The sequence below is a fragment of the Neisseria dentiae genome, assembly GCF_014055005.1.
Lineage (GTDB): Bacteria > Pseudomonadota > Gammaproteobacteria > Burkholderiales > Neisseriaceae > Neisseria > Neisseria dentiae.
On sequence record NZ_CP059570.1, the window covers coordinates 2,514,399 to 2,527,252 of the forward strand.

Consider the following 12,854-nt stretch of genomic DNA (forward strand, 5'->3'; position numbering starts at 1 on the left):
GATCAACCTCCGAACAGGCGTTTGAAGAAGCCTTTTTTCTCGGCTTCCAGGTAACGCATTTCGCGGTTTTCGCCCAGCAGGCGGGATACCACGTCTTTATAGGCTTCGGCGGCGGCCACGTCGTTTTGGTGGATAACGGGGGCGCCTGAGTTGGAGGCCTGCAACACGTTTTGCGATTCGGGAATCACGCCGATCAGCGGGATACGCAGAATGTCGCAGATATCCTGCACCGACAGCATTTCGCCTTTTTCGACGCGCTCGGGCGAGTAGCGGGTGATCAGCAGGTGCTCTTTCACGGTTTCGCCTTTTTCGGCTTTGAGCGATTTGCTTTGCAGAATGCCCAAGATGCGGTCGGAGTCGCGTACGCTGGACACTTCGGGGTTGGTGGTGATGATGGCTTCGTCGGCGTAATACAGGGCCATCAGCGCACCCTGTTCGATACCTGCGGGTGAGTCGCAGATAACGTATTCGAAGTTCATTTCGTCGGTCAGCTCTTTGAGCACGCGGCCTACACCGTCGCGGTCGAGGGCGTCTTTGTCGCGGGTTTGCGAAGCAGGCAGGATAAACAGGTTGTCGCAGTGTTTGTCTTTAATCAGAGCCTGGGTTAACGAGGCTTCGCCTTGGATTACGTTAATCAGGTCGTACACCACGCGGCGTTCGCAACCCATAATCAGGTCGAGGTTGCGCAAGCCTACGTCGAAATCGATAACGGCGGTTTTGTGGCCGCGGATGGCCAAGCCTGAAGCGATGCTGGCACTGGAGGTGGTTTTGCCTACGCCGCCTTTACCTGAAGTTACTACAATAATTTTTGCCACGATGTTTCCTTTTAAAAATCGTTTAAAACCAAAACGGTCAGTCTCCGTCGATGGCGCTGATAACCAGACGGTTTTCTTGAAGCGACACCTGCACGGCCTTTTTGTTGAGGTGTGCCGGCAGGCTTTGTTCGAAATTGCGGTAAATGCCCGCTACCGACACCAGCTCCGCCTGCATGGAGTGGATGAATATCCGTGCGTTGCGGTTGCCGGTTGCGCCGGCCAGCGCGCGGCCGCGCATGGCGCCGTAAACGTGGATATTGCCGTCGGCAATGATTTCCGCACCTTCGTTGACGATGCCGGTTACGATAAGGTCGGCGTTTTCGGCATACACCTGCTGGCCGGTGCGGATGGGGGTGTTTATCAGCACGGTAGGTTTGCTGATTACGGTGGCCACCGGCTCGGGAGCCGGCGCCTGTTTGGCCGGCGCCTCCGGTTTCGGGTCGTTGCGGCTGAACGTCAAATGGTAGGCCTCGGCGTGCGCCGCCCATGCTTCGTTTTCATGGCGCAGGCCGATGATTTGCAGGCCGTAACGGGCAAACAGCGACACGATGGCGGCGATGCTCAATTCGCCGGGGTTGGCGAATTCTTGCAGATCCAATAAAAACAGCATGCTGCCCAGCTCTTTGTGCTGGCTCACGCGCTGTTGTAAAAATTCTTCCAATTCCCCTAAATCAGCAGTATGCAACTGCACCGAAAGCACGTCTAAGCGTGCCGATTTCACATCAAAAGCTGGTTTCATTTTTGGTAAGACAGTCATAAAAAAATTTAATGGGGCTAAGTTTACCGTGTTAATCTTAGCTATTCAATCCGTTAAGGCCGTCTGAAATGAAAAAAAGCTTCCACATAATCGGTTTGGGGCGCGTGGGGCAGACTTTTGCAACCGTAATACCACAAAGCGGCCGCTGGCGTTTGGCTTGCGCGGTGTCGCGAAGCGGCGGCGGTGTGCGGGAAGACCATGCCGTCTGCCCGATAGTTCCCCGTATCGGCTTGCTGCCGCGTGCCGACGCGGTGCTGGTGTGCACGCCCGACAATGCCATCGAAGAGGCGGCGGCGGAATTGGCGCGGCTGCCGTGGCTTTCTGCGCAAACTTTGGTGGTGCATTTCAGCGGTGCGAAAACAATAGGCGCATTAAATGCCGTTGTCAAATGCGGTGCGACAATCGGCAGTTTGCACCCTGTTTTCGCATTTGCCGATGTGGCGCAGTCGGTGCGGCTGCTGCGCGGGAATCTGTGTGCGTTGGAGGCGGACGGTGCGGCGGCGATGGCGGTTTTGCGCGACTTGGCCGATGCGGCCGGCCTGCGGGCGTTTGAAATACCGTCGGCACAAAAGGCGCGTTACCATGCGGCGCTGTCGGCGGCTTCCAATTTTTCGGTAACACTGGCGGCATTTGCCCAAGATTTGCTGCGGCCTTTAAATCTGCCCGAGCCGCTGGCGCGCGATTTGGTTTGCAATCTGTTGCGGCAGAGTGTGGACAATCTCTCGCGCCTGCCGCCGGTGCAGGCGCTAACCGGCCCGGTGGTGCGCGGCGATGATTCTACCGTGGCGGCGCACCTGGCTGCGCTGTCGGGCGACGAGCGGCAGTTATACCGTATGTTTGCGCTATCCACGCTGGCATTGGCTGCGCCGAGGCTGGGGGCGGAGGCGCAGGAGGCGTTGCGTTCGGTTTTGGCCGGGGGCGGGCCGTTATAACTCTTCAAATATCAAAGGTCGCAGCCGTTTTTTCTTTTTCAGACGGCCTGAACCTGAGAAAACAAAAAAGCAGATGCTTCAAAACATCTGCTTTTTTTGTTCGGACGCAAGGCCGGTTAGGAGGCTTGGCCGTTTTTTTTGCGGCGGTTATACATCAGCGAAATCAGTATCGATACGCCCAGTGCGCCGAACACCACCGAAAGCGATACGCCCACGGGGATATGCACCCAGTGCATAATCAGCATCTTGATGCCGATAAAGCTCAACACGAAAGCCAGGCCGAACTTCAAAAACACGAAGCGGTCGGCAATGTCGGCCAGCAGGAAATACATGGCACGCAGGCCGAGAATGGCGAAAATGTTAGAAGTGAGCACGATAAACGGATCGGTGGTGACGGCAAAAATCGCCGGAATGCTGTCCACCGCAAAAATCACATCGCTCATTTCGATCATCATTAAAACCAGCAGCATGGGAGTGGCGATGCGTTTGCCGTTTTCAACGGTGAAGAATTTTTCGCCGTGGAAATTTTCGCTCACCCGAATGTGGCCTTTTACCCAATTGAGCAGTTTGTTTTTCGATAAATCTTCTTCATCGTCGTCGCCGCCAGATTTGATCATTTTCACGCCGGTGTAGAGCAGGAAGGCGCCGAACACATACAGAATCCACTCGAAACGGCTCACCAGCGCCGCGCCGATAAAAATCATGATCATACGCAGCACGATAGCGCCGAACACGCCGTAGAGCAACACGCGGTGCTGATATTGCGGCTGCACTTTGAAATAAGAAAAAATCATTAGAAACACGAAGATATTATCTACCGCCAATGATTTTTCCAGCACGTAGCCGGTGAAAAATTCCAGCGTTTTCTGTTTGGCGATATCGTGGCCGTAGAGCGGGTTGCCCGCCAGCTCGAAATACAGCCAGCCGGCAAAGGCGCACGACACCGCCACCCACACGCACGACCATGCCAGCGCCTCTTTCACGCTGACCTTGTGCGCGCCGGTTTTCTTGAGCGAAAGCATATCGACGGCAATCATCACTAAAATGGCGGCGAAAAATACCCCGTAAAACAAGGGTGTGCCGACTGAAGGGTGTTCGACCATATTGTTGGATTCCTAAAAATGTGAGGGTTGCGAAAAAAGCGGCATTCTAACATATCCGCCCGATATTGCTGTTTTTTCATCATAAATCGTGCCGATTGCCGCACAGGCCGTCTGAAAACGGAGGCGGCCGCAACAGGTTGCGATAGATAACATTTTTTCGCTATATAATCGGCTTTTTATTTTCAGACGGCCTTGTTATCCCCGTTTGTTTGCAACCCACGGAAACCACCATGCAGCCCGCACTCAGCATCCGCAACGCCGTTAAAACCTATAAAAACGGCTTCACCGCCCTGAACGATGTCAGCTTCGATGTGGCGCAGGGCGAATTTTTCGGCCTGCTCGGCCCCAACGGCGCCGGCAAAACCACCTTGATTTCCGCCATGGCCGGCCTCAGCCGCCTCACGTCGGGCAGCATCGCCGTGATGGGGCACGATGTGGTGCGCGACACCTATGCTGCCCGCATGAGTTTGGGCGTGGTGCCGCAAGAGTTGGTGTTCGACCCCTTTTTTACCGTGCGCGAAGCCCTGCGTTTTCAGTCGGGATATTTCGGCATCCGCAACAACGGCCGGTGGATAGACGAAATCATCTCCAAGCTCGGTTTGGCCGATAAGGCCGACACCAACACCCGCAACCTTTCCGGCGGCATGAAGCGGCGGCTGATGGTGGCGCAGGCGCTGGTGCACCGCCCGAGCGTGATTGTGCTCGACGAGCCGACGGCGGGGGTGGATGTTGAGCTGCGCCAAAGCCTGTGGGCGTTTATCGCCGAACTTAACCGCGAAGGCCACACCGTAATTTTAACCACGCACTATCTCGAAGAAGCGCAAAGCCTGTGCCACCGCATCGCCATGCTCAAACAGGGCAGGCTGGCAGCGTTGGACCAAACCGAAAACCTGTTGCACAGCGAGCAGGGCGTGCGCGCGGAGCTGCTGCTTGGCGGCGCCCTGCCCGAAAACCTGCGGCAATGGGTTGCAGAGGAAGAAAACGGCAGGATATTGCTCAAACTCGATGGCTACGACCAGCTGGCTTTCGTTTTGCAAACGTTGAAATATGCCGGGGTGGAAGTAAAACACTTGGCGCTGCCGGAAACGGATTTGGAAGATGTGTTTGTGAAAATCATGCGCTAGGGTGGGAAAAGACGGCGGTTTGTGCGGGGGGAATTGGCAATATCCAATCGGGCCGAAACTTTTGCAAAATTCATTGAGGCCGTCTGAAATATCCAACCATCGCCATGCTCGGGTTAAGCCCGAGCATAACGCAAAGCTTTAACATACCGATGTAACTTGCAAATACCCCGGGCCGTCTGAAAAATCTGAACTGTCCCCCAATACTTGGACAAGTTAAGAATCTTTCTCAAACAGCCTTTTCAAGCTGGGTTCTGTAGCCGACAGGACTCAGCTTTTTCAAGTTTAAACTAATCCGTTCATGATTGTAGTAATGTATGTAATCATCTATTACCTCCGTCAGCTCCGCCACCGACAGCGCACCTTCCTGATAGAAACTCTCCGTTTTCAGTGTACCGAAAAAACTCTCCATCGGCGCATTGTCCCAGCAATTACCTTTGCGCGACATACTTTGCACAATCCCTTTCTCAGCCAATTTCGTTCGATAAGCCTCGGTGCGGTAAAGCACACCCTGGTCGGAATGCAGCAGCGGCGTTTGGCCTTTCAGACGGCCGAATGCTTGGTCCAACATTTGCGCCACCATTTTACTGTTTGCTCTGCGGCCTAAAGAATAGGCCACAATCTCCCGATTAAACACATCCAATATCGGCGATAAGTACAGCTTCCCGTCTGTGCATTTAAACTCCGTCACATCGGTCAGCCATTTGTCTGCCGGTTTGCCGGCGGTAAACTCTCGATTGAGAATATTGTCCGAAGCCTCTCCTACTGCTTGCGGACGGTAGGTTTTTTTACTGCGGACTTTGGCTTTTAGTCCCAACAAACCCATAATGCGCTGCACTTTCTTTTTGTTCCACGACAATACGGCGGCAATCCGCCGATGACCGTAACGGCCTTTGTGTCGGCGATAGACTTCACTCACTGCGGTTTTGGCCGCCGCATCGGGATCGGCTTTGCCGATATGGTAATGAAAGCTGCTTTTGGGAATGCCGGCACTGTGCAGCAGATATTTCAGCGGGTGTTTCGCCCTCAACGTTTGAACGGTTTCGCAGCTTTGGCGGCGTTCTTTTCGTTGAGGGCTTTCATGTGCTTTAGGTAGTCGTTCTCCGCTCTCATGTAACGTAACTCTTCAATCAGTTCCGCCTGGGTTTTTTCGTGGTCGGGTTTGTCGACGATAAACGGGTTTTTGCGTTTGGTCTTCATAGTCTTCATAAACGTAGCCTGCGGGTGTTGAAGTGCGGCAATACCGCCTTGCCGATAGGCGGCTATCCAACGGCGCAGGTGGGTGCGTGAGACGTTGAAGTGCTCTGCGGTGCGCTGTTGGCTGTGCACTTGGTGGTAATGGAGTACGGCTCGGTATTTGAAGTGTAGGTTATATTTGGACATAAGAAAACTGCACCTTTTAAAGTTGGAGGGGGTGTCCAATTTTTGGGGTGCAGTTCAATCTTTTCAGACGGCCCGGGGTATTTGCAAAATTCAAAAAAACATCACCAAAAGTTTCTTTATATAAAAGCCTTTCGTTAGGCCGCCGCCGTTTCCAAACCGCTTGCTTGGGTGTTGTGCAGCATACGGTAGCACGGTTCGAGTTGGCGGGCGATCAGGCTCAGCTGCTGCCAAAGTATGCTGCTTTGGCGGTCGTCGCCGATTTGGCCGTGCAGTTGCGCCAGCTCCTGCCGCACCTGTGCCAAGGCCGTCTGAAACACTTCGGGCGGTTGTGCGGCGAGATTTTCCAGCATATCGGCTGTCTGGTAGGCGGTGCGGTAGAAATTTTCGCTGAATTCGGGCGCGCACCCCTGCGCCATCTGGCTGCGGTAGGCACCGAGGGCGGAAATATAGCCGATCAGGGCATGGCTGGTTTTGAGCAGGGTAAAACCGTCTTGCAGCTTGGCGCCGTATTTTTTCGGCTCGCCGCTCATGTCGGAAAGCGTGCTGCTCAACGATGCGGCGGCTTCGTGTGCCTGACGGCGGGCAACACGGTAGGCCATGTCGTCGGAACCGCCGTTTTGCAGTTGGCCGAGAATGTGGCGTAGGTAAACGCCGTTGCGGCTCACGGCCTGGGCGGCGGTGCGCTCGAGTGTGAGGTAACGCCAGTCGGGCCACAGATACGACACCGCCACCCAGGCGATGGCCGAACCGATTAAGGTGTCGGCCACGCGCTGCCAGGTGAGCGAAAACACGTCTTCACCCGCCAGCGACAGCGCAGTGAGCGCCTGTACGGTGATGAAAAAGGTGGAAAAGCTGTATTTGAAGGTGCGGAAAAAGAAAAACAGCGTGGTGGCCGCCAGCACGATCCACAGTTTGGTTTCGACCGAAGGCGTGAAATAGGGCACCAGCGAGCCGACCAGCACGCCCAAAACCGTGCCGGCGATACGCTGGTTGATGCGGCTTTTGGTGGCCGAATAGTTGGGTTGGCACACGAAGAGGGCGGTGAGCAGAATCCAATAGCCGAAATGGATATGGAACACCTCAACGATGGTGCAGGCGGTAAACACTACGATGGCCAGCCGCACGGCGTGGCGGAATACCGCCGATTCGAAATTGAGCTGGCTGCGCACGGTGCGCCAAACGTTGCGCAGGCCGCCGCTTTCCATGCCGGCGATGCGGTGTTTTTCAGACGGCGTTTCTTCCGCTTCTTTATCGCCGCTTTCGATGTGGCAGAGTTGGTAATCAACGCTGAACAGGTTTTCCAACAGCCTTTGCAGGGTATGCACTTCGCTACCGCCGTGGGTTTCGGCATACAGTTTCAGCGATTGGCGGCAGCCTTCGATGGCGCGTTGCAAGCGCTTGCTGTATTGGTAGGGTTGGCCGCTGCGCAGGCTTTCGGCCACATCGCGGCAGGCCTGCCCCTGCAATTCGAGCAGGCGGTGGATGCGGAAGATCAAATCGGTGTTTTTTAACTTTTCGGCCAGCTCGCGGTAATCCATATGGGCGGAGCTGATGCGCTCGTGGATATCCTGCGCGGTGAAGTAATAGCGCAGCATCCGGCTGGTGCGCGGGTGGCGGTGCTGGCCGCGTATACGGTAAAACAGCGCGCTGCGGCAGCGGTTGAAGGCTTCGATGATGGCGGTGTTTTTCATCGCCAGGTCAATCTGGCGGTTTTCCAACTGTTCGGCTTCGTCGGGGTCGAAAAACTCGGCCTTGGCATCCAGATAACCGCCCAGCGCCGAGTAGGCCGCCGCCATGTTTTCCTGCACGGGGCGGTGTGGGAAAACAATATGCAGAATCAGCGTCATGGTGCTGTATAGCAGCGTGCCGCACAAAATCATAAACGGGTTGACCACCCACGGCATTTCGGGTGTGTACGACAATGTTGTGTAGGTGGCCACCGCCAGCGTGCCGAACGCAAACGTGCGGTAACGCAGGCCCACCGCCCCCAGCAGCGTAAACACAAACGTGAGCAGCGTCATCGTGAGAATAAACTGCAAGCCCGCGCCGTAGGTGATTTGTGCCGAGAGCGAGGCTATCGAAAACAACACCACCGTTATCACGATATTTTTCAGACGGCCTGTCAAACGGTTGTCCAAATCCACCAAACCGCCGGCAATAATGCCCAGCACAAACGGTGTGGTGAGTTTCGGCACGTTGAAATACCAAATAAACGTGGTGGCAATAAACACGCTGAAAAAAATCGGCAGCGTGGCAATGATTTTAGGATTGACGGCTGGCGTGCGCATAACGGCATCCGCATTGGCGGGCTGGAGAACGGGAAAACGCAATTGTACAGGATTTATACGGCGCATTGATTAACCGGGTATAGCGGCTCCAACCGCCAAGGTTTGGGCCGGCGGGGTTTCAGACGGCCTCAAACGGCAAAAAGGGCAGGCAACCGCGCCCGCCCTTTTGTTGTTACCAATAAGCAGCGGTTGCCGTTTATTTGGCTGCTTCTTTCGCTTTGGCGGCCGCTTCTTTGGCCGCGGTTACCGCATCTTCGGCAGCGGTTTTAGCCGCGTTTACCGCGCTGGCGGCCGCATCCTTGCCGGCAGCGGCCGCTTCTTTACCCGCTTCCGCCGCATTAGAGGCAGCATTTTCCACCTTCGCACCGGCTTCTTTGGCCGCATCCACGGCACCGCTCACGGCAGAGGCAGCTTCGGCTTTGGCGGCGGCCGCATCGGTTTTCACATCAGAAGCCACGGCTTGGGCCGCTTGTTTGGTTTCTTGCGAACAGGCGGCCAGGGCGGCAACGGCTGCAACGGCAATCAGAAATTTTTTCATTTCGGGTTTATCCTTGTGTTTGAAATATCGGAATCTACCGGCACCGTGCGCCGGAATGGACAAAATAATAGCATATCCGCCGCCGGTTAAAACCACATTCCGGATATTGCCCGAATAAAATCAAAAAAACCGCCAAAAAGTGCTTGACAGCCCGAAACGGCATTTTTATAATGCGCACTCTTTCGGGTCGTTAGCTCAGCTGGTAGAGCAGCGGACTTTTAATCCGTTGGTCGAAGGTTCGAATCCTTCACGACCCACCAACATAAACAAAACAGGCCGCAAGCAATTGCGGCCTGTTTTGTTTTCAGACGGCCCGATACCTGTGTAAAACTACTCTGAGGCCGTCTGAAATGCTTAAGTCCCGTCATTTAAAGTGCGGTTTCTGCCGTGCGGATTCAGGCGCTTGTTTCTTTTGTTTCTTCTTCGCCGCCCTGCCGCAATTCTTCATACACCGCCTGCTGAGCCAACACCGATCCTTCGGGCGCCTGGGTGGTTTCGCCGTGTTCCCACGGGGCGTTGGCGGGGATTTCTTCGATGTGGATGGTTTTTAGCGAATAGTCGGGCTGGTAATACAAATCGTATTTGGCGGCCTTAATCACCGAGAGCATCAGCATACTCATAATAATCAGCAGGGGCGCGCCGGCGAAGATAGAGGCCGTCTGAAGAGTGTTGAGGCCGCCGATAAACATCAGCGCGGCGGGCAAGATGCACAGGGTGAACGCCCAAAACAGCCGGTTCCAGCGGTGCGGTTCGCCGTCCACTTCGTGCTGCACTACCGAGGCGAGAATATAGGAAATGCTGTCGAAGGTGGTGGCGGTAAAGAGCACGGCCAATACCACGAACACGCCGATTGCGATTTTGGCCATCGGCAGGGTGTTCAACACGGCGAAGATGGCGGCGGTGGCGCCTTTATCGTTCAACACCGACACCACATCGAGCGCGCCGGTTAATTGCAGATACATGCCGTAGTTGCCCAAAATGATGAAAAACACCGCACAGCCGAGCGAGCCGTAAAACATCGAGCCTACGGTCATCTGGCGGATGGTGCGGCCTTTGGAGATTTTGGCGATAAACAGGCCGATGGTGGGGGCGAACACCAGCCACCATGCCCAGTAGAAAATCGTCCAGTCTTTGGGAAAACCGGTGTTTTTGAAGCCTTGTTTTTCAAAGCCGGCAAACGATTCCGTCCACGTCATCATGGTGGCCATCTGGGTGAGCGAGCGGCCGAGGCTTTCCAGTCCAACGTTTAAAATAAACACGGTAGGCCCGGCAACCAGCACGAACACCAAAAAGGCGATGGCCAAATAAAAGTTGATGTTCGAGAGCTTTTGAATGCCGCCGCGCAAGCCTTGATAGGCGCTATAAGCGAAGATGGAGGTGGTAACCAGCAGCACGGCCAGCTGCATCAGCAGGCCGTTGGGAATACCGAACAGCTCATACAGCCCTTCGCCTATCATCGGCGAGGCCAGGCCCAGCGAGGTGGCGCCGCCGCCTATCATGCCGAACACGAAAAACACGTCTATCATTTTGCCCCAGTTGCTTTTGGTAAAGCGTTCGCCCAAGAGCGGCATCAGGCTCTGGCTCACTTTGAGCACGGGCGAATTGCGCACATGGGCGAAATAGGCGATGGCCACCGAAGGCACCAGATAAATCGCCCAAGCCACCGGCCCCCAGTGGAACAGGCCGTAGGTGCTGGCCCAGCGCACGGCGTCGGGCGAGCCGGGTTCCAGCCCGAACGGCGGCCCCTGCCAGTAATACACCCATTCGACGATGCCCCAATACATCACGCCCGAGCCGATGCCGCCGCAAAACATCATGGCGGCCCAAGAGCCGGTTTTGAATTCCACATCGTCTTCGGGCTTACCCAGTTTGATGTTGCCGATGTCGGAAAACGAAATGTAAACCACGAAAATAAACGCCAGCACGCCGAAAGCCAGATAGCCCACGCCGAGTTTGCCGGTAACGAAAGATTTGGTGAGCGCCACCCAGTCGGCGCCCTGCTGCGGAAACACCACCAGCGGCACGGTAATGGCAAACAGAATCAACAGCACGCCGAAAAACGTGAATTTGTCGATACGCGTGTCGGGCGAGTCGGTGGTGCCGTGCGGTTGGAAGTTTTTGTCGGCGTCAAACATGCCCAAATGCCGGTAAGACATTCTCTGGTGCGCGGGTTTGTAGCGGAATTTGATGCGTTCGGAATCGGGTTGGTTTTGATGTTGAACAGACAATGTTGGCTCCTTAGTTTGGTTATTTCGTGAGTGCAATGTCGGTTTTCGTTGAGTGCTTCCTGAAGCGGCGTATCGTTATTTTTATGCGGAAGCCGGAAAGACTACGGGTGTTTTTTATAATGGAATGAACGATTTGTAAACAAAAATAAATACACCGCCATGTTATTTTAACCGTATCACTTTGAATTTAAACAAAAATAAACAGATCAGTGCATAAAACCCGCTTTGGGGCAGCAGGCCGTCTGAAAACAGCCGCCACCGCAGGCCGCCGGAAAAACCCTGTAAAACATAAGGGCTTTCCCGCTTGCAGCACCGCCCGATAATTACTAGTATCAACAGCTCGCCGGAGCGTGCCCGCACGTTTCCAAGCCCACAGTCCCCGTATTCCAATCTCAAGGAGAACACAATGGCCTACACCCTGCCCGAACTCGGCTATGCCTACGATGCGCTGGAGCCGCATTTCGACGAAATGACCATGAACATCCACCACACCAAACACCATCAGGCTTATGTGAACAACGCCAACGCCGCGCTGGAGTCGCTGCCCGAATTCGCCGCACTCAGCCCCGAAGAGCTGATTTCGCGCCTGAACGAACTGCCCGCCGACAAGCAAACCGTGTTGCGCAACAACGCCGGCGGCCACGTCAACCACACTTTCTTCTGGAAAAACCTGAAAAAAGGCACCGAATTGAAAGGCGCGCTGAAGGAAGCCATCGAGCGCGATTTCGGTTCGGTTGACGCGTTCAAAGCCGAATTCGAAAAAGCCGCAGCCAGCCGTTTCGGCTCGGGCTGGGCGTGGCTGGTGTTGGACGGCGGCCGCTTGAAAGTGGTTTCCACCCCCAACCAAGACACCCCGCTGATGGGCGAAGCCATTGCCGGCTGCAAAGGCTACCCGATTATCGGTTTGGACGTGTGGGAACACGCTTACTACCTGAAATTCCAAAACCGCCGCCCCGACTACATCAAAGAATTCTGGAGCGTGGTGAACTGGGACGAAGCCGCCAAACGCTTCGAATCCCAATAACCGGTTGTATCGATGAGAAAGGCCGTCTGAAAATAATATTTCAGACGGCCTTTATTTAAAACGGCATAAAACCGGTTGGGATCTTTGCAAAACTACCTTAAAGGCCGTCTGAAAAGCGAAATTCATTTTCAGACGGCCTGAACGACTTGCAAAGGTCTCGGCCTGAAGCCTTGCAGCATTCATACCTTCCATTCAAAAAAACCTCCGTCATACTCGGGCTTGACCAGAGTATGACGACAATTGAATATTTCAGACGGCCTTGCGGTATTTTTGCAAAGGTTTCCGGTTGTTACCGCTGTTGCGCCCATTCGGCGGGCGTGGCGGCGGCGGCAATCGAGAGCGCGTGCAGCTCGTTGCTGGCGAGCTTTTCAGCCAGGCCGTCTTTAATCAGGCGGTGGCGGGCAAGGCGCGGTTTGCCTTCAAAGGCAAACGAAACGATGCGGGCGAAGAAATGGTGGCCGTCGCCTTCCACTTCCACATATTCGCACGGCACCACGGCTTCGATCATAGCTTTGACTTGTTCGGGGCTGAGCATGGCGGTTCCTTTTGAAATCGCGGGCGGCGGGCCGCCTGCAAAAAGAAAGCATTATAGCCGATAAGTTTGCCGCTTCATTATTTTTCAGACGGCCTTATAATAAAGGCCGTCTGAAAGCATAAATTATGGA

Annotated in this window: 12 protein-coding genes and 1 tRNA gene; 4 read left to right on the forward strand and 9 right to left on the reverse strand. The window is 54.8% G+C overall.

The annotated features are described in order from the left end of the window. Positions 1 to 2: 2 nt before the first annotated feature. Both minD and minC read right to left on the reverse strand, forming a co-directional pair. Entirely contained in the window at positions 3 to 815 is an 813-nt protein-coding gene (gene minD, locus H3L92_RS11745; RefSeq protein WP_085366803.1) for a septum site-determining protein MinD, read from the reverse strand. 37 nt (positions 816 to 852) lie between these two features. Continuing rightward, the gene (gene minC / locus H3L92_RS11750; protein ID WP_085366802.1) at positions 853 to 1,554 is read right to left on the reverse strand and encodes a septum site-determining protein MinC; all 702 of its coding nucleotides are present in this window, start codon (positions 1,552 to 1,554) and stop codon (positions 853 to 855) included. An 86-nt stretch (positions 1,555 to 1,640) separates the two neighbouring features. Here minC and H3L92_RS11755 point away from each other — a divergent pair, with 86 nt between their 5' ends. Then, the gene (locus H3L92_RS11755) at positions 1,641 to 2,504 is read left to right on the forward strand and encodes a Rossmann-like and DUF2520 domain-containing protein (protein WP_085366801.1); all 864 of its coding nucleotides are present in this window, start codon (positions 1,641 to 1,643) and stop codon (positions 2,502 to 2,504) included. A gap of 116 nt (positions 2,505 to 2,620) precedes the next feature. Here the strand turns inward: H3L92_RS11755 and H3L92_RS11760 are convergent, their stop codons facing one another. Then, complete coding sequence (locus H3L92_RS11760) at positions 2,621 to 3,607, reverse strand: TerC family protein (protein ID WP_085366800.1); 987 nt, start codon at positions 3,605 to 3,607, stop codon at positions 2,621 to 2,623. A gap of 230 nt (positions 3,608 to 3,837) precedes the next feature. Between H3L92_RS11760 and H3L92_RS11765 the strand changes: the two genes are divergently transcribed. Continuing rightward, positions 3,838 to 4,731 (forward strand): ABC transporter ATP-binding protein, encoded by an 894-nt coding sequence (locus H3L92_RS11765; protein ID WP_085366799.1) that lies wholly within the window; start codon positions 3,838 to 3,840, stop codon positions 4,729 to 4,731. Between the two features lie 226 nt (positions 4,732 to 4,957). Here the strand turns inward: H3L92_RS11765 and H3L92_RS11770 are convergent, their stop codons facing one another. The 4 genes from H3L92_RS11770 to H3L92_RS11785 form a co-directional block, all read right to left on the reverse strand. After that, positions 4,958 to 5,758: an IS3 family transposase gene (locus H3L92_RS11770; protein ID WP_085366301.1), complete on the reverse strand. Its 801-nt coding sequence runs from the start codon at positions 5,756 to 5,758 to the stop codon at positions 4,958 to 4,960. Next, positions 5,755 to 6,111, reverse strand: a complete 357-nt coding sequence (locus tag H3L92_RS11775; RefSeq protein WP_085367208.1) for a helix-turn-helix domain-containing protein — start codon at positions 6,109 to 6,111, stop codon at positions 5,755 to 5,757. Before H3L92_RS11775 ends, H3L92_RS11770 begins: the two co-directional genes overlap by 4 nt. 134 nt (positions 6,112 to 6,245) lie before the next feature. Further along, complete coding sequence (gene yccS / locus H3L92_RS11780; RefSeq protein WP_085367145.1) at positions 6,246 to 8,399, reverse strand: YccS family putative transporter; 2,154 nt, start codon at positions 8,397 to 8,399, stop codon at positions 6,246 to 6,248. Positions 8,400 to 8,595: 196 nt separating this feature from the next. Next, positions 8,596 to 8,937 carry a hypothetical protein gene (locus H3L92_RS11785; RefSeq protein WP_085367141.1) on the reverse strand — a complete coding sequence of 114 codons (342 nt, stop codon included), beginning with the start codon at positions 8,935 to 8,937 and terminating at the stop codon, positions 8,596 to 8,598. A gap of 184 nt (positions 8,938 to 9,121) precedes the next feature. Between H3L92_RS11785 and H3L92_RS11790 the strand changes: the two genes are divergently transcribed. Further along, positions 9,122 to 9,197, forward strand: a tRNA-Lys gene (locus H3L92_RS11790). Positions 9,198 to 9,332: 135 nt separating this feature from the next. On the opposite strand, the gene H3L92_RS11795 is transcribed toward H3L92_RS11790, so the two are convergent. Then, complete coding sequence (locus H3L92_RS11795; protein WP_245945439.1) at positions 9,333 to 11,165, reverse strand: BCCT family transporter; 1,833 nt, start codon at positions 11,163 to 11,165, stop codon at positions 9,333 to 9,335. A gap of 406 nt (positions 11,166 to 11,571) precedes the next feature. Between H3L92_RS11795 and sodA the strand changes: the two genes are divergently transcribed. After that, entirely contained in the window at positions 11,572 to 12,189 is a 618-nt protein-coding gene (sodA, locus tag H3L92_RS11800) for a superoxide dismutase [Mn] (protein ID WP_085367142.1), read from the forward strand. A gap of 289 nt (positions 12,190 to 12,478) precedes the next feature. On the opposite strand, the gene H3L92_RS11805 is transcribed toward sodA, so the two are convergent. Continuing rightward, positions 12,479 to 12,724 (reverse strand): BolA family protein, encoded by a 246-nt coding sequence (locus H3L92_RS11805; RefSeq protein WP_085367143.1) that lies wholly within the window; start codon positions 12,722 to 12,724, stop codon positions 12,479 to 12,481. Positions 12,725 to 12,854 lie beyond the last annotated feature (130 nt).

What these genes read in the sequence shown, in the direction of transcription:
- minC (WP_085366802.1), bottom strand. Translation starts at nt 1,554, where the DNA reads ATGAAACCAGCTTTTGATGTGAAATCGGCACGCTTAGACGTGCTTTCG.
- H3L92_RS11755 (WP_085366801.1), top strand. Translation starts at nt 1,641, where the DNA reads ATGAAAAAAAGCTTCCACATAATCGGTTTGGGGCGCGTGGGGCAGACT.
- H3L92_RS11760 (WP_085366800.1), bottom strand. Translation starts at nt 3,607, where the DNA reads ATGGTCGAACACCCTTCAGTCGGCACACCCTTGTTTTACGGGGTATTT.
- H3L92_RS11765 (WP_085366799.1), top strand. Translation starts at nt 3,838, where the DNA reads ATGCAGCCCGCACTCAGCATCCGCAACGCCGTTAAAACCTATAAAAAC.
- H3L92_RS11775 (WP_085367208.1), bottom strand. Translation starts at nt 6,111, where the DNA reads ATGTCCAAATATAACCTACACTTCAAATACCGAGCCGTACTCCATTAC.
- yccS (WP_085367145.1), bottom strand. Translation starts at nt 8,399, where the DNA reads ATGCGCACGCCAGCCGTCAATCCTAAAATCATTGCCACGCTGCCGATT.
- H3L92_RS11785 (WP_085367141.1), bottom strand. Translation starts at nt 8,937, where the DNA reads ATGAAAAAATTTCTGATTGCCGTTGCAGCCGTTGCCGCCCTGGCCGCC.
- sodA (WP_085367142.1), top strand. Translation starts at nt 11,572, where the DNA reads ATGGCCTACACCCTGCCCGAACTCGGCTATGCCTACGATGCGCTGGAG.
- H3L92_RS11805 (WP_085367143.1), bottom strand. Translation starts at nt 12,724, where the DNA reads ATGCTCAGCCCCGAACAAGTCAAAGCTATGATCGAAGCCGTGGTGCCG.